The organism is Methylomonas sp. MED-D, assembly GCF_050276835.1.
GTDB lineage: Bacteria > Pseudomonadota > Gammaproteobacteria > Methylococcales > Methylomonadaceae > Methylomonas > Methylomonas koyamae_A.
This window is the reverse complement of sequence record NZ_CP189965.1, coordinates 4,971,401-4,984,834: the sequence shown is the minus strand read 5'-3', so window position 1 is coordinate 4,984,834 and position 13,434 is coordinate 4,971,401. Positions and strand designations below refer to the sequence as shown.

Annotated in this window: 15 protein-coding genes; 8 read left to right on the top strand and 7 right to left on the bottom strand. The window is 55.5% G+C overall.

Translation table 11 applies throughout. The annotated features are described in order from the left end of the window. Positions 1–34 precede the first annotated feature (34 nt). Positions 35–673 carry an orotate phosphoribosyltransferase gene (pyrE, locus tag ACQE3E_RS22200; RefSeq protein ID WP_313731050.1) on the top strand — a complete coding sequence of 213 codons (639 nt, stop codon included), beginning with the start codon at positions 35–37 and terminating at the stop codon, positions 671–673. Between the two features lie 95 nt (positions 674–768). Continuing rightward, entirely contained in the window at positions 769–2,703 is a 1,935-nt protein-coding gene (locus ACQE3E_RS22195) for a dynamin family protein (protein ID WP_071159232.1), read from the top strand. A gap of 52 nt (positions 2,704–2,755) precedes the next feature. Here ACQE3E_RS22195 and ampD read toward each other — a convergent pair whose 3' ends face one another. After that, the gene (gene ampD, locus ACQE3E_RS22190; protein WP_313731051.1) at positions 2,756–3,337 is read right to left on the bottom strand and encodes a 1,6-anhydro-N-acetylmuramyl-L-alanine amidase AmpD; all 582 of its coding nucleotides are present in this window, start codon (positions 3,335–3,337) and stop codon (positions 2,756–2,758) included. Positions 3,338–3,405: 68 nt separating this feature from the next. On the opposite strand from ampD, the gene nadC reads away from it, so the two are divergent. Then, entirely contained in the window at positions 3,406–4,239 is an 834-nt protein-coding gene (nadC, locus tag ACQE3E_RS22185) for a carboxylating nicotinate-nucleotide diphosphorylase (protein ID WP_313731052.1), read from the top strand. A gap of 12 nt (positions 4,240–4,251) precedes the next feature. On the opposite strand, the gene ACQE3E_RS22180 is transcribed toward nadC, so the two are convergent. Then, positions 4,252–4,764, bottom strand: coding sequence for a hypothetical protein (locus tag ACQE3E_RS22180; RefSeq protein ID WP_064031398.1), 513 nt, complete (start codon positions 4,762–4,764; stop codon positions 4,252–4,254). Between the two features lie 252 nt (positions 4,765–5,016). On the opposite strand from ACQE3E_RS22180, the gene ACQE3E_RS22175 reads away from it, so the two are divergent. Next, entirely contained in the window at positions 5,017–5,619 is a 603-nt protein-coding gene (locus tag ACQE3E_RS22175) for a peroxiredoxin (protein WP_064031397.1), read from the top strand. Positions 5,620–5,672: 53 nt separating this feature from the next. Here ACQE3E_RS22175 and ACQE3E_RS22170 read toward each other — a convergent pair whose 3' ends face one another. Genes ACQE3E_RS22170 through ACQE3E_RS22160 form a run of 3 tightly spaced genes read right to left on the bottom strand, consistent with a single transcriptional unit; the run spans position 5,673 to position 8,045 of the window. Beyond that, on the bottom strand, positions 5,673–7,202 hold the full coding sequence (locus ACQE3E_RS22170; RefSeq protein ID WP_427501093.1) for a YifB family Mg chelatase-like AAA ATPase: 1,530 nt from the start codon (positions 7,200–7,202) through the stop codon (positions 5,673–5,675). Between the two features lie 4 nt (positions 7,203–7,206). Next, positions 7,207–7,458, bottom strand: a complete 252-nt coding sequence (gene ubiK, locus ACQE3E_RS22165; RefSeq protein ID WP_071159226.1) for a ubiquinone biosynthesis accessory factor UbiK — start codon at positions 7,456–7,458, stop codon at positions 7,207–7,209. A 5-nt stretch (positions 7,459–7,463) separates the two neighbouring features. Further along, positions 7,464–8,045, bottom strand: coding sequence for a MarR family winged helix-turn-helix transcriptional regulator (locus ACQE3E_RS22160; protein ID WP_064031394.1), 582 nt, complete (start codon positions 8,043–8,045; stop codon positions 7,464–7,466). A 147-nt stretch (positions 8,046–8,192) separates the two neighbouring features. On the opposite strand from ACQE3E_RS22160, the gene ACQE3E_RS22155 reads away from it, so the two are divergent. Then, positions 8,193–9,422, top strand: coding sequence for an NADP-dependent isocitrate dehydrogenase (locus ACQE3E_RS22155; protein WP_313730269.1), 1,230 nt, complete (start codon positions 8,193–8,195; stop codon positions 9,420–9,422). A 118-nt stretch (positions 9,423–9,540) separates the two neighbouring features. On the opposite strand, the gene ACQE3E_RS22150 is transcribed toward ACQE3E_RS22155, so the two are convergent. Both ACQE3E_RS22150 and ACQE3E_RS22145 read right to left on the bottom strand, forming a co-directional pair. Next, complete coding sequence (locus ACQE3E_RS22150; RefSeq protein WP_313730270.1) at positions 9,541–9,981, bottom strand: winged helix-turn-helix domain-containing protein; 441 nt, start codon at positions 9,979–9,981, stop codon at positions 9,541–9,543. A gap of 20 nt (positions 9,982–10,001) precedes the next feature. Then, positions 10,002–10,853, bottom strand: a complete 852-nt coding sequence (locus ACQE3E_RS22145; RefSeq protein WP_231883758.1) for a YicC/YloC family endoribonuclease — start codon at positions 10,851–10,853, stop codon at positions 10,002–10,004. 54 nt (positions 10,854–10,907) lie between these two features. Between ACQE3E_RS22145 and ACQE3E_RS22140 the strand changes: the two genes are divergently transcribed. The 3 genes from ACQE3E_RS22140 (at position 10,908) to ACQE3E_RS22130 (ending at position 13,329) form a co-directional block, all read left to right on the top strand. Next, complete coding sequence (locus ACQE3E_RS22140; protein WP_064031390.1) at positions 10,908–11,810, top strand: serine/threonine protein kinase; 903 nt, start codon at positions 10,908–10,910, stop codon at positions 11,808–11,810. A 472-nt stretch (positions 11,811–12,282) separates the two neighbouring features. Beyond that, a complete protein-coding gene (locus ACQE3E_RS22135; RefSeq protein WP_064031389.1) occupies positions 12,283–12,639 on the top strand; it encodes a nuclear transport factor 2 family protein in 357 nt (118 codons plus the stop codon). Between the two features lie 42 nt (positions 12,640–12,681). Continuing rightward, entirely contained in the window at positions 12,682–13,329 is a 648-nt protein-coding gene (locus tag ACQE3E_RS22130; protein WP_427501092.1) for a glutathione S-transferase family protein, read from the top strand. The last annotated feature ends 105 nt before the right edge of the window (positions 13,330–13,434 follow it).

Sequence of the window (13,434 nt, the reverse complement as noted above, 5' to 3'; positions counted from 1 at the left end):
ATAATTCCAAGTTTTATGTCGCTAGTATAGGCCCATGCAAGACTATCAATACCAGTTTATCCGTTACGCCTTGGATTGCGGCGTTCTTAAATTCGGCGATTTTCAACTCAAATCCGGCCGGCGCAGCCCTTACTTTTTCAATACCGGATTATTCAATACCGGAGCGATGCTCGATCGGTTGGGCCAGTTTTACGCTCAGGCCATCATAGACGCGGGTGTTTCGGTCGATGTGCTTTACGGGCCGGCTTACAAGGGAATTCCGTTGGTGAGTGCGACGGCAATCGCCTACGCCAGGATGCAGAGCGACATCCCGTTTACGTTCAACCGCAAGGAGGCCAAGGATCACGGCGAAGGTGGGGTACTCGTAGGGGCGCCGCTGCAGGGGCGGGTCTGGATTCTGGACGATGTCATCACGGCAGGCACCTCGGTTAGGGAGTCGGTCGACATCATCCGCGCGGCGGGCGCTGAACCCGAGGGCGTGGTCATAGCGTTGGATCGTCAGGAAAAGGGCCAGAATCAGAGATCCGCGGTGCAAGAGGTGGAATCCCAGTTCGGTATTCAGGTGTTGCCCATTATTACATTGGCGGACATTGTCGTATTTATCGAGCGGGAAGCTGGCTATGCCGATAAGTTGTCGGTGATCCGAGAATATCGCGAGCAATACGGGCTTTAGGCCGAAGTGCGGCCGGGCTCTCTCACGGAGAATGGTCTACACTTAGCCCTTACTATCAGCCCTCAAATCGAGTACCGTCAGCACAAAGGCAAGCCATGAGAAATCTGGAATTTAGGGAACAGTTGCATGAGTACGCGCATTGGCGCGAACAACTGATTCAGGCTATCGACATGTACCGGGACTGGCGTACGCGTTATCGCTTCAGCGATCCGCAAAGTACCGACACCTTGTTAAATATTCTGCAGGGCTTGCAAAACGATCGGGTGACATTGGCCTTCGTCGCGGAATTCTCGCGCGGTAAAACCGAGTTGATTAACGCGTTGTTTTTTGCCGAGACCGGCGTGCGTTTGTTGCCGTCCTCGCCGGGACGGACCACGATGTCGCCGACTGAGTTGTTTTGGGACGAGAAGGGCGGCAGCTATATCCGTTTGTTGAATATCGAAAGTCGTTTGGAAGACATCTCGCTGATGGATTACAAGCGTAATCCGGACCGTTGGACTCAGATCGACTTGAATTGCGATTCGCCCACCCAGATGCAGGAGGCGTTCAAAGAGTTGATCGCTACCAAGCGGATTTCGCGGGAAATGGCCGACAAGCTGGGCTTATGGAACGAACGCGAAGCGGCGGAACAAGGCATCATTAATCCGGAAAGCGTCGAGGTGCCTTGCTGGCGTCACGCGCTGATCAGTTTTCCGCATCCTTTGTTGAAAGAAGGCTTGTGTATCCTCGATACGCCGGGCCTGAACGCGTTGGGTACCGAGCCGGAACTAACCTTGAGCATGTTGCCCAGCGCTCAGGCCATCGTGTTCGTGTTGGCGGCCGACACCGGCGTCACCAAGAGCGATCTGGAAATGTGGAAGAGCCATGTCTGCAGTTCCCGTGCGGGTTCGCGCCGGCAGGGCCTGGCGGTCGTCATGAACAAAATCGACTCGATGTGGGACGATTTGATCGGCGAAGTCGGCTACGACGCGGCGATACGCAAGCAGATCGAAACCTCCGCGTCTATTCTGAATCTGGATCGGAATGTCGTGTTTCCGGTATCCGCCAAGCAGGCCTTGCTGGCCAAGGTCAAGGGCGACGAAGCACTGCTGCGCAAGAGTCGTTTGGATTTGCTGGAAAATTATTTGTCCGACGATATTCTGGATCAGCGCCGGGATATTTTGAAAGGCGTGGTCGAGAAGGAAATCGGATTTTTGGTTAGCGAATCGGCCAAGCTGATGGAAGCCAAAATCAGTAATGCCAGTAAGCAACTGGACGAGTTCAAGCAAATGGATTTCGAAAACCAGGAGATGACCGGCAAGCTAATGGCGGAAACTCGCGACCGGCAAAACGCCTACATGGCGAATGTCGAGAATTTCCAGGCCAGTCGCAAGGTGTTTGCGGTGCAGGCCAAGATGCTGATCGATTCGTTTTCCAGGGAAAGAATCGACGACATCATCAAGCGTACGCGTCACGATATGAGTAAAAGTCTGACGACCTACGGTATGAAGCAAAATATGCGCAAACTGTTCGACGAGTTGCGTGATTTGTTACAGGACTCGGTGGATATGACCGAGGAAACTCGGCGCTTGATTAAAGCCATACATAAGAAATTCCAGGACGAATACGGCTTCAAGGAAATCGAGCCGCAATTGTTCTCGATCAAGCAATATCAATTCGAGCTGGAGCAGATTTTCGAGGAAGGCGAAGCGTTCCGTACTAGCGCCCGAACCACGATGACCGAGCAAAGCATCGTGGTGAATAAGCTGTACAGTACCTTGATCGCCAAGGCGAGAAACATTTTGCAGCAAGCCCAAAAAGACGCGGTGACTTGGAGCAACAGCGTGTTGACGCCATTGATGCACCAAATCAAGGATCATAAAAAGCAGATAGAAAGCCGTTTGGTCATGCTGCGCAAGATCAACGAATCCAAAGGCAGCGTCGCCGAAAGCATCGCTCAGTTGGAGTCGGAGCTTGCTCCGCTGGAGCAACAGCAGAAGGAGCTGTTGACCATTATCAAGGCCATGCATTTGGACGTAAAGCCGGGTTGATGGCTTGCGCGATCTTGCAATCCCACCGGTGAATCGATCCGCAAATCCTTCGCTATTCCCCTGCTAACAACTGCCGCAAGCGTCGCCAATCGAAAAATGGCCCAGGGTCGGTTTTGCGGTCCGGGGCAATTTCGCTATGACCGGCGATGCGTTCGTGGGATAAGCCGGGGTAGTTGGCTAACAGCGCTTTAATCGTCGTCGCTAAGCTCAAGTATTGTTCGTCGGTGTACGGGCAATCCACCGCGCCTTCCAATTCGATGCCTATCGAAAAGTCGTTACAGCGTTCGCGGTCTTGGTAGCGTGAAATCCCCGCGTGCCAAGCGCGGCGGTCAAACGCAACGTACTGAGACAGGTCGCCCTCCCGATTTATCAATAAATGCGCGGAAACCCGTAGCGTTTGAATTTCGGCGAAAAATGGGTGGTCGTCGGGATTCAATTGGTTGCAAAACAGCCGATCGATGTGCGGTCCGCCGAATTCGCCGGGCGGTAGACTGATGCAATGGATTACGACCAGTGAAATGTCGGTCGGGTTCGGGCGAGCGTCGTGATTCGGCGATGGAACTTGCCTGGCGCAAAGCAGCAAGTGATGGTTGATCGGTAGCGAGCTTTCATCGGCTGGCGGTTGAGTTATCATCGGGTAGTCCGGTCTCGACACATTGGCCGGGTATAATAACGGCTTTGTCTAAACGATTGGCGATTCTAATGACTACTGGGCCTTCCGACTCCGAAATTGCTACTTACCTCGCCGAAGATGTCGGTACGGGGGATTTGACCGCTGCGCTGATCCCGTCGGAAACTCAGGCGGTTGCCAGCGTTGTCGCGCGCGACGCCATGGTGCTGTGCGGTAGGGCTTGGTTCGATGCGGTGTTTCGCCAGTTGAGTCCGGATGTGATTGTGGATTGGCAATTCGGCGACGGCGACCGGGTGCCGGCCGGCGGCGAGCTGTGCCAGGTTCGCGGTCAGGCCAGAGCGTTGTTGACCGGCGAACGGACCGCGTTAAATTTGCTGCAGACGTTGTCGGCTACCGCGACGCTGGCGCGTCAATATGCCGACGCGGTGGAAGGTACTGGTTGCCGGGTGCTGGATACCCGCAAGACTTTACCCGGACTACGAGTGGCGCAGAAATACGCCGTGGCTTGCGGAGGTTGCGTTAACCATCGAATCGGATTATTCGATGCTGTCTTGATTAAAGAGAACCATATCTTGGCGGCCGGATCGATTCCGGCGGCTATAGCGGCTGCTAGGGTTTATGCCGGTGTGCCGGTCGAGGTGGAGGTCGAAAACCTGGCGGAATTCGAAGTGGCTTGGCAAGCCAGTCCGGATAGAATTATGTTGGATAATTTCTCGCTAGCCGATATGGCGGTTGCGGTCGCGAAGAACAAAGGACAGTTGGAATTGGAAGCGTCAGGTAATATCACGCTGGAAAATATTCGAGAGGTCGCCGAGACCGGCGTGGATTTTATTTCTATTGGTGCCTTGACCAAAAACATTAAGGCCGTCGATTTGTCGATGCGCATTCAGATGCGCATCGACTGAACCTAGGCCGTTTTAGCTGACCGCGTTTAGCATTTCGTTTTCGTACAAACGCAGTTTTTTCCAGTTCGCGAACTTGCTGTCATCGAAATAGGCATCGTGGTCGATGGCGTGTTCGTAACAGCTACGGAATAGTCTGGCGGTTCGAAATGCATGTAACTCGTCGTCGGCGGTTACCGTGTCGACGTTGCCGACTTGGAAGGTTTTGTTGCGGGATTTACTGTCTTTGACCCAGAACACGGTATAGCACAGATAGCTTTTGTCCTTGCGATGGTCGAACTTAATGGTTCTGGATACTCCGGTTACGCCGGTGGTGGTTTTGTTTTTCGGCGGCTTCAAGAATCGGGTCTTGCTGCCTTTTAATACCACTAACATTTGGTCGCGCCAAGTAATCGCGGCTTTCAGCGACTTGGTTTTGCTACCCCAAAGTTTATGCGAAAAATAACGGCTGCTCTCCTTGCCGCGCCGAACGATGCGAACTTGAAAACCGAATGCATCGGGTTCTGTGATGTGTTTTACTTTTGCCATACTTAATACCCCAACCAGAAAATTCACAAAAGGTCTGCAGGTGAATTTTAAAGTCAGACACACGCAGACTGTCTGTTAATTGTGTAAGCTTTTGCCTACAAGTTAGCGCGAATCGCATCATCTTGCAAGTAGAATTTGCCTGGATTATTGGGTGAATACCCAGTATTTTAGTGTAGAATAAGCTTCAGCCTTACCCCAAAGGCGTTTCCCCCCTGTTAACCTTTTGTTTTTAAAAAATTTTGGAGGAACTCAATGAGTGTTTTAGTTGGTAAGCAAGCCCCCGATTTTACGGTTCCTGCGGTTCTGGGCGATGGTCAGATCGTCGACTCCTATAGTTTTTCTGAAGCCACGAGCGGCAAATATGCTGTACTTTTCTTCTATCCGCTGGACTTTACCTTCGTCTGCCCTAGCGAGCTAATCGCTTTGGATCACCGTATCGACGAGTTCAAAAGCCGTGGTGTCGAAGTCGTTGGCGTGTCCATCGATTCGCACTTTACTCACAATGCATGGCGTAACACACCGGTTAACCAAGGCGGTATCGGTCCGGTTCGTTACACCCTGGCCGCCGACCTGACTCACAGTATCTGCAAAGATTACGATGTTGAATCCGCTGGCGGCGTAGCGTTTCGCGGTAGTTTCCTAATCGACAAAGCAGGTGTCGTGCGCCATCAAGTGGTTAACGATTTGCCATTGGGTCGCAACTTCGACGAAATGTTGCGCATGGTCGATGCGTTGCAATTCCATGAAGAGCATGGTGAAGTTTGTCCCGCCGGTTGGAACAAAGGCGATTCCGGCATGAACGCCAATCCGCAAGGCGTGGCTGAGTATTTGAGCAAAAACGCCGACAAACTGTAAGCTTCGTCGGTCTAGGCTTGTAGGCGCGTTGCTGTCGAGGCAACGCGCCTTTTTTATGCGCCGGAGTTTGGCCCGCCTCGGGTTCTATCCAGCTTTCGATAGCCGATGGCTTCGCTTAGATGCGGAATTTCGATCGTATTGGAACCGGCCAGGTCGGCGATGGTGCGGGCCAGTTTCAGAATGCGATGATACGCACGGTGCGACAGTCCGAACTTTTCCATCGCTTGTTCGAGCAGCCGGTGGCCTGCGTCCGTCAGAGTGCAGTAGCGTTTGACTTCCGCCGCTGATAATGCCGAATTGGCCTTGCCGCAACGGCTATCGGCGATGTTTCGAGCCGCCGCCACGCGCTCGCGAATGATCTCGCTGCGCTCCTCGCCGGCCGATGCGCCCTCGCGCAACACCGAGATCGGCACCCTGGGGACTTCCAAGTGCATGTCGATTCGGTCCAGTAGCGGGCCCGATACTCTGGCCCGGTAGCGCGCGATTTGCTCAGAGGTGCAACGGCAACGCCCCGACGAATCGCCCAAGTAGCCGCAAGGACAAGGGTTCATGGCCGCGATCAACTGAAACCGTGCCGGAAAATCGGCTTGGCGATTCGCGCGGGAAATCGTGATATGGCCGGTTTCCAACGGTTCACGTAAGACTTCCAGCACCTTGCGATCAAACTCCGGTAATTCGTCCAGGAACAAGGCGCCGTGATGAGCCAGGGAAATTTCGCCAGGTTTGGGGTTGCTGCCGCCGCCGACCAGCGCCGCGGCGGATGCGGTATGGTGCGGCGCTCGAAACGGCGGTTGCCGCCAGCGGCCGACGTCTAGTCCCTGGTCGCTGACCGAGGCGATCGCCGCCGTTTCCTGCGCTTGCTGTTCGCTGAGTTCCGGCAAAATCGTCGGCAACCGTGCCGCTAACATCGACTTCCCTGTGCCGGGCGGGCCTAGCATCAATAAGTTGTGGGCGCCGGCGGCGGCTATTTCCAGCGCGCGTTTGACGTGGAATTGTCCGTGAACGTCGGCAAAATCGATGTCGAATGCGGCCGTGGGCAGCCCAAATGCGTATGGCGCGGAGTCGATGGCTTGCCGGCCGGTCAGATGGGCGCAGATTTCCAGTAAAGTGCGGGCAGGCAGCAATGCCGCGTCTTGGATCAGACTGGCTTCGGCGGCGCAGGACACCGGCAAAATCAGTCGCCTGGCGGCGTTGCGGCAGTGAATCGCGACTGGTAGCGCGCCGGGTATCGGCCGCAACTCGCCGCCCAGTGCCAGTTCGCCGATACATTCGTATTGGTGAAGCGCGGTTTTCGGGATTTGGCCGGAGGCGGCCAGAATGCCGAGCGCGATAGCCAGATCGAAACGGCCGCCTTCCTTGGGCAAATCGGCCGGCGCCAGATTGACGGTGATCCGCGCGATCGGAAACTCGAATTGCGAATTGACGATCGCGCCCCTCACCCTATCCTTGCTTTCCTTGACGGCGGTTTCCGGCAAGCCGACGATGTTTAGGGCCGGCAAGCCGTTGGCGACATCGACTTCGACGGTGACCAGCGGGGCGTCTATGCCGGTGCGCCCCCGGCTGTACACCACTGCCAGCGACATCGGTTCAGTCTTTGGGAAGCCGCTGCTCCAACTCGGCAACGCGTTTTTCCAAGTCTTCGAGCTTGGCGCGGGTTTTGGCCAGTACGGCTTTTTGAACTTCGAATTCCTCGCGGCTGACCAAATCGAGCTTGGACAGGGCGCTTTGCAACAAGGCATGGATGTTTTTCTCCATGTCGTCCTTCAGATTATGCAGCCCAGGTGGGATAGCACTAGAGATGCGGTCGGCAAGGTTATCGATGGTCTTGGTATCGAACATGGCGGTTACTCTTCGTGGTGTGGATCGGAAAATGGCTGGTGATCGCGGCAAATCTTTTCGGTATCGCCGCGCGCCAGCGGTTGTTCAGTGAGGCCGCAATGATAATGGTTGGCCTCGACGGCAAAATGTCGACAAGAGCGGCACAGCCCAAAACTTTTGGAATTATTGACTTTTTGCAACACGCTCAACGTGGCTCGCAAGGCCTGACCTATCGTCTCGAACTCGCGTTCGCTGAGTTGGGTTTCGGCGTGCTTAAACACATCCAGCGGTTTCAAGTCTTCCAGCAGAGCGTACCCGGTTTCGGTCAGCGTCAGGTGTACTACCCGGCCGTCGACGGCATCGGTGGTTTTCTCCAAGTAATGCCGCCGCTCCAGAATCTGGATGGTCTGGGATACCGTACCCTTGGTCAAACCCAGATATTCCGCGACAGCCGCGTGGGTGTTGCTGTAATGATTGCATTTGGCCAAATAGTCCAGCACTTGGCCGTGCACCGGCTGCAAGCCGATCGCCGCGTATTTTTTGCGCTCTTCCGAGCGCAATATGGCGCTGATACGCTCTATCAGCTTAAAAGTCTCTAATTCCTGCATTGTTTCGATTCTAACACAGGCACTCGCACGCGGTGTGGCTTGCGCGGATAGCCGGATCAGATTCCCTCGAGTTACCGAATTGTCCGCACCGGTTCTCGAGGCGGCGGGCTATACTGGCGGCTTCTACCCATCCGATCGGAGGCCGCCATGCAGAAAATTACCGTCAATCAGCCGGTCGTCGAAATCGACGGCGACGAAATGACTCGCATCATCTGGCATTTCATTAAGGACCAACTGGTACTGCCTTATCTGGATCTGCCGATCGAATACTACGACCTGAGTATCACGCATCGCGATGCCACCGACGACCAAGTGACCATCGACGCCGCTCAGGCGGTCAAAAAATACGGTGTCGGTATCAAATGCGCGACGATCACACCCGACGAGGCCAGAGTCGAGGAATTCGGCTTGAAGAAAATGTACAAATCGCCCAACGGCACCATACGCAATATTCTGGACGGCACCGTGTTCCGCGAGCCCATTATCTGTAAAAACGTGCCGAGACTGGTGCCGAACTGGACTCAGCCGATTTGCATCGGCCGGCACGCGTTCGGCGATCAATACCGCGCTACCGATTTCGTCACCAAGGGCAAAGGCAAGTTAAGAATCAGCTTTACGCCGGATGACGGCAGCCCGGAGCAGAGCTTCGAGGTCTACCACTTCGACGGCGACGGCGTGGCCTTGGCCATGTACAACACCGACGAATCGATTGTCGGATTCGCTCGCAGCTGTTTTAACGTGGCCTTGGATCGCGGCTGGCCGCTGTACCTGTCCACTAAAAACACGATATTGAAAAAATACGACGGTCGTTTCAAAGACATTTTCGAGGCCATTTATCAGTCTGAATACCGCGATTTGTTTCAGGCTAAGGGCATTGTGTACGAACACAAACTGATCGACGACATGGTCGCCTCGGCGCTGAAATGGAATGGCGCTTTCGTCTGGGCTTGCAAGAACTACGACGGCGACGTCCAGTCCGATACCGTCGCTCAAGGCTTCGGGTCGCTGGGTCTAATGACCTCGACCTTGGTCACGCCGGACGGCAAAATCATGGAGGCCGAAGCCGCCCACGGTACCGTCACCCGCCATTACCGCATGCATCAACAGGGCAAACCGACCTCGACCAACCCGATCGCGTCGATATTCGCCTGGACGCGCGGCCTGGCGTTTCGCGGCAAATTGGATGGTAATACCGAGCTCATTCATTTCTGCGACTTGCTGGAAAAAGTATGCGTCGATACCGTCGAAGCAGGCTATATGACCAAGGATTTGGCTTTGTGCATTCATGGTGAGAACTTGAACGAGGACCAGTATCAAACGACCGAAGCGTTTCTGGAGACCTTGCGGGGTCGGTTGGAGCGGCGTCTGGCCGAGTGAGCGCTCAGGCTAATGGCGCGCTGATTGCGTTTTAGCCGCGGAGGCCGAGGCGTTTCAGACCGTGAGCTTAAAACCGACTCGGTCTTGGCCTCGGGCCGGCAAGATGGGGTAACAACATTCAGGTGCCTGATTCTTCAGTCTCGGCATCCGCCGGTAGCGTTTCCGCTGGGCTGATGGAATCGGCCGGGGCCATCAAGCCGTCGAACAGCGGCAAGTAGGCTCTGGCAGCCGATTTAGCCGCTTGATCCATTTTGCGATAGTTGGCCAGCACCTCCAGGCCGAACGGCGTCAGTTTGGCGCCGCCGCCGTGCCGACCGCCCTTGGCGGCTTGAACCAGCGGTTTGATAAAGCTGCGATTCATCACGTCGACCAGCAGCCAGGCGCGCCGGTAGCTCATGTTCATCGATTTGCCGGCGGCGTTGATCGAACCGGTGGATTGGATGGCTTCAAGCAAATCGGCCTTGCCCGGACCCATCGCGATTTCGCCGCAGTGCATCAGGCGCAATGTCAGTTTCAGGGTAGGATCGGCGTGGCCGGTTTTGGTGTCGTTAACACTCATGTGAATTCCGAATGGGCGGCTTATTCGACGTTTTGAATTTGTTCGCGCATTTGTTCGATCAGCACTTTCAAGTCTATCGAGATTTGGGTCATTTCCCGGTCGGCGGACTTGGACCCGAGCGTATTGGCCTCGCGGTTCATTTCCTGCATCAGGAAGTCCAGGCGGCGGCCGGCCGGCTCCGGCAATTTGAGGGTGCGTTGGACTTCGGCGACGTGGGTTTCCAAACGGTCCAATTCCTCGGCCACGTCCAATTTTTGCGCCAGCAGGACCAGTTCCTGTTCCAGACGGTCGAAGTTGGGATCCGCGACCATTTCGACGACCCGGCTGGTCAGCTTGCCGCGCAAGTTATGCAGGACATCCGGCATGCGTTTGTGCGCGGCTTCGACCAGCAAGGAGATTTTTTGGCAACGGTCGTCGATCAACTGTGCCAGTTGCGTCCCCTCGCGAGCCCGGGTATCCAGCATTTTTTCCAGTGTGGCGTTGAGCAACCGCAGGATAAGCTCGCGCAACGCTTCCTTGTCGATTTCGGTTTCTTGTTGCACGCCGGGAAAGCTTAAGACTTCCAGTGCCGAGAATGGCTGGGGATTGACCATGGCCGTTTCGATTTCGGCGGTTACGCTCAGCAACTTGCGCACGAATTCGTGGTTGACGTGCAAGCTTTGTTCGCCAATTTGTTTTTTGTAGCCGAGCGAGCATTCGATTTTGCCGCGTTTGAGTTTTTCCGAGATCAGGCGCCGAACCTCGGCTTCGGCGAAGCGCAAGCGTTCCGGCAATTTGACGCTGACGTCGCTATAGCGGTGATTGACCGAACGCAGCTCGCACAATAATGTCAGGTTGTCGGCGCTCAGCTCGCCGTCCGCGAAAGCGGTCATGCTTCTAATCATTTTTCACCTATAATCCAGAGCCTCAATCCGCGTTGCTTGCCCATGGCCGAATACTACGATCCCGAAACCTATCCTAAGCAGTGGAATTACCTGCAATCGGGCACCATTATAGATCAGTACATGATCGAGCGGGAATTGGCGCACGGCGGCTTCAGTTCGGTGTATCTGGCCAGGCAAATGGCCGATCAGGTACAAGTCGCGATTAAGGAATACCTGCCGCGCAAGCTGGCGCACCGCACCTGGAATAATGTGGTCGTGCCCAACGGCGACGAAGCCAAGGCGTTGTTCATGCGCGGCAGGGCCTTGTTTTTCGAGGAAGCCAAGGTATTGGCGATGCTCAAGCACCACAACATCGTCGACGTTATCAACTTCTTTCAGGCCAACGATACCGTGTACATGGTGATGGCCTACGACTACGGCGTCACCCTCGATAAAATTCTCCATAAACGCATGCTGCCGATCACCGAGGAATTCCTTTTGACCGTGTTTCGGCAATTGCTGACCGGTATCGAAGTCGTGCATCACAAGGGATTGGTACACTTGGACATCAAACCCGCCAACATTTTGATCCGTAGCGGCAACGATCCGCTGTTGCTGGATTTCGGCGCGATTCGCAAGATCTCGCTGTCGCCGCAACGCAGTCGAGCCAAGGTGCTGACCAACGGGTATTCGCCGATCGAACAATACGATAGCCAAGGCAATCTGGGACCTTGGTCCGACCTGTATGCGGTGGGCGCCAGTATGCGCGCCTGTTTGGATTGCCGGATTCCGATGTCGTCGCCCGACCGGGTCAAGCAAGACGATTTGCCGCCGGCCGTCAAGGCTTTCAAACGCCGTTACCCGGAATATCTGCTAAAGGCCATCGATTGGGCGATGGCGGTGTTTCCGGAACACCGTCCGCAAAGCGTCGCGCAAATGCAGGCGGCGCTGAGCCCGGCGGGTTAACGCGGCGTTCTTGGATCAAGTTACCCGATGCCGTCCGAGCCGGGCCTATGACGGCCGGCGAGTTTTTCTGAGGATGGCGGCTTCAGTTGTCGTCGCGAGGGATCGTTGGTAATGGGACGTGTCGGGTGTTTGCTCGGCGATCTTCGGATGGTATTTCAGAGGGTATTACGTATGATAAGTCCCTCCTGCGGTAGTCCTACGCCGGCGGACGGACATTCGCTAGGCGCGGTATCGCCGGCTGGCCCGAGCTTCTAGCCACCTGAAATAATCGGTAGAATATGCGCGCTCGCCGCAGTTTGGCTCTCTGGCCGGCCTGCCGAGCAGAAGACGGTTTTCGTCCCGGAATACCAACAATCCCCGCAGTGTGGAAACGGTTTCGGACGCGATAGCTAGCGGCCATGCGGTAACGTTTGATAAACGCATCAGCGCCGCGGACTGATTCGACAAGCACTCTCTCTTCAAGGGACGCCCAATGACCGAAGAATTTGCAGACCGCTTCGCCGCAGAATGGTTGCAAGCTTGGAACGACCGCGACCTGGCGCGTATCCTAGGCCATTATGCCGACTCAATCGAGTTTACCAGCCCGTTCGCGCAGGCTTTGCTGGGCGAAGCGAGCGGCACGGTAGTCGGCAAACCGGCCTTGCGGGACTATTTCCGGATCGGCCTAGGCAAATATCCCGATTTGCACTTCACGCTATTGCACGCATTGCCCGGCGTTGCTAGCCTGACCCTAGTTTACCGTAGCGTTAACGACTTGCTGGCCGCCGAAGTCATGGAAATCGATCAGGATGCCAAAATCACCCGCGTCAACGCGCATTATCGGCGTTAGCGCTCCGCGTTGATCCTTTTTGTTCGTCAGGAGCTAATCGACATGAGTCTGAGCTTAATCATCGGCAATAAGAAATATTCGTCCTGGTCGCTACGGCCCTGGCTATTTTTGAGACACCATGACATCGAATTTCAGGAAGTACGCATCCCGCTTTACCAGGCGGGCTCGAAAGCCGAAATCCAGCGCTACTCGGCGGCCGGCAAGGTGCCGGTGTTATGGGACGGAGAACTGCCTATTTGGGATTCTCTGGCGATTTTGGAATATTTGGCCGAGCGATTTCCGCAAACCCAAGGCTGGCCGGAAGACTTCGCCGAACGAGCACTGGCGCGCGCGTTGGCGGCCGAGATGCACAGCGGTTTCATGGCGTTGCGCGAACATTGCGGGATGAACGTCTGCCGGACGCCGGCCGCCAAAGCGCTGCCAGACGCCGCGAAGGCCGACGCGGCGCGGATCGACGCGATCTGGCGAGAATGCCGGCAACGCTACGCAGAGCGTGGACCTTGGCTGTTTGGCCGCTTCACAATCGCCGATGCGATGTTCGCGCCGGTCGCGTTGCGCTTTCAGGCTTACGCCCTCCCCCACGGACCGGAATCTCGGGACTACATCGAAACCGTGTTGGCGGAGCCCGCCATGCAAGAATGGCTGGCGGCCGGTCGCGCCGAAACCGAGGTGTTGCCGCAGTTCGAATAAGCCGCTTGTCTCGACGTCCAGACGAAAACAGCATAGCGCTGTGTAAACAGAAAGCGCTAAGCCCACGCGAGCTAGCGCTAGCTTGCGGCGATGTTTTTTTAAAAC

What these genes read in the sequence shown, in the direction of transcription:
- ACQE3E_RS22160 (WP_064031394.1), bottom strand. Translation starts at nt 8,045, where the DNA reads ATGCAGGAATTAGAGACTTTTAAGCTGATAGAGCGTATCAGCGCCATA.
- ACQE3E_RS22195 (WP_071159232.1), top strand. Translation starts at nt 769, where the DNA reads ATGAGAAATCTGGAATTTAGGGAACAGTTGCATGAGTACGCGCATTGG.
- ACQE3E_RS22175 (WP_064031397.1), top strand. Translation starts at nt 5,017, where the DNA reads ATGAGTGTTTTAGTTGGTAAGCAAGCCCCCGATTTTACGGTTCCTGCG.
- nadC (WP_313731052.1), top strand. Translation starts at nt 3,406, where the DNA reads ATGACTACTGGGCCTTCCGACTCCGAAATTGCTACTTACCTCGCCGAA.
- pyrE (WP_313731050.1), top strand. Translation starts at nt 35, where the DNA reads ATGCAAGACTATCAATACCAGTTTATCCGTTACGCCTTGGATTGCGGC.
- ACQE3E_RS22180 (WP_064031398.1), bottom strand. Translation starts at nt 4,764, where the DNA reads ATGGCAAAAGTAAAACACATCACAGAACCCGATGCATTCGGTTTTCAA.
- ACQE3E_RS22145 (WP_231883758.1), bottom strand. Translation starts at nt 10,853, where the DNA reads ATGACCGCTTTCGCGGACGGCGAGCTGAGCGCCGACAACCTGACATTA.
- ACQE3E_RS22155 (WP_313730269.1), top strand. Translation starts at nt 8,193, where the DNA reads ATGCAGAAAATTACCGTCAATCAGCCGGTCGTCGAAATCGACGGCGAC.
- ubiK (WP_071159226.1), bottom strand. Translation starts at nt 7,458, where the DNA reads ATGTTCGATACCAAGACCATCGATAACCTTGCCGACCGCATCTCTAGT.
- ampD (WP_313731051.1), bottom strand. Translation starts at nt 3,337, where the DNA reads ATGATAACTCAACCGCCAGCCGATGAAAGCTCGCTACCGATCAACCAT.
- ACQE3E_RS22130 (WP_427501092.1), top strand. Translation starts at nt 12,682, where the DNA reads ATGAGTCTGAGCTTAATCATCGGCAATAAGAAATATTCGTCCTGGTCG.
- ACQE3E_RS22150 (WP_313730270.1), bottom strand. Translation starts at nt 9,981, where the DNA reads ATGAGTGTTAACGACACCAAAACCGGCCACGCCGATCCTACCCTGAAA.
- ACQE3E_RS22170 (WP_427501093.1), bottom strand. Translation starts at nt 7,202, where the DNA reads ATGTCGCTGGCAGTGGTGTACAGCCGGGGGCGCACCGGCATAGACGCC.
- ACQE3E_RS22140 (WP_064031390.1), top strand. Translation starts at nt 10,908, where the DNA reads ATGGCCGAATACTACGATCCCGAAACCTATCCTAAGCAGTGGAATTAC.
- ACQE3E_RS22135 (WP_064031389.1), top strand. Translation starts at nt 12,283, where the DNA reads ATGACCGAAGAATTTGCAGACCGCTTCGCCGCAGAATGGTTGCAAGCT.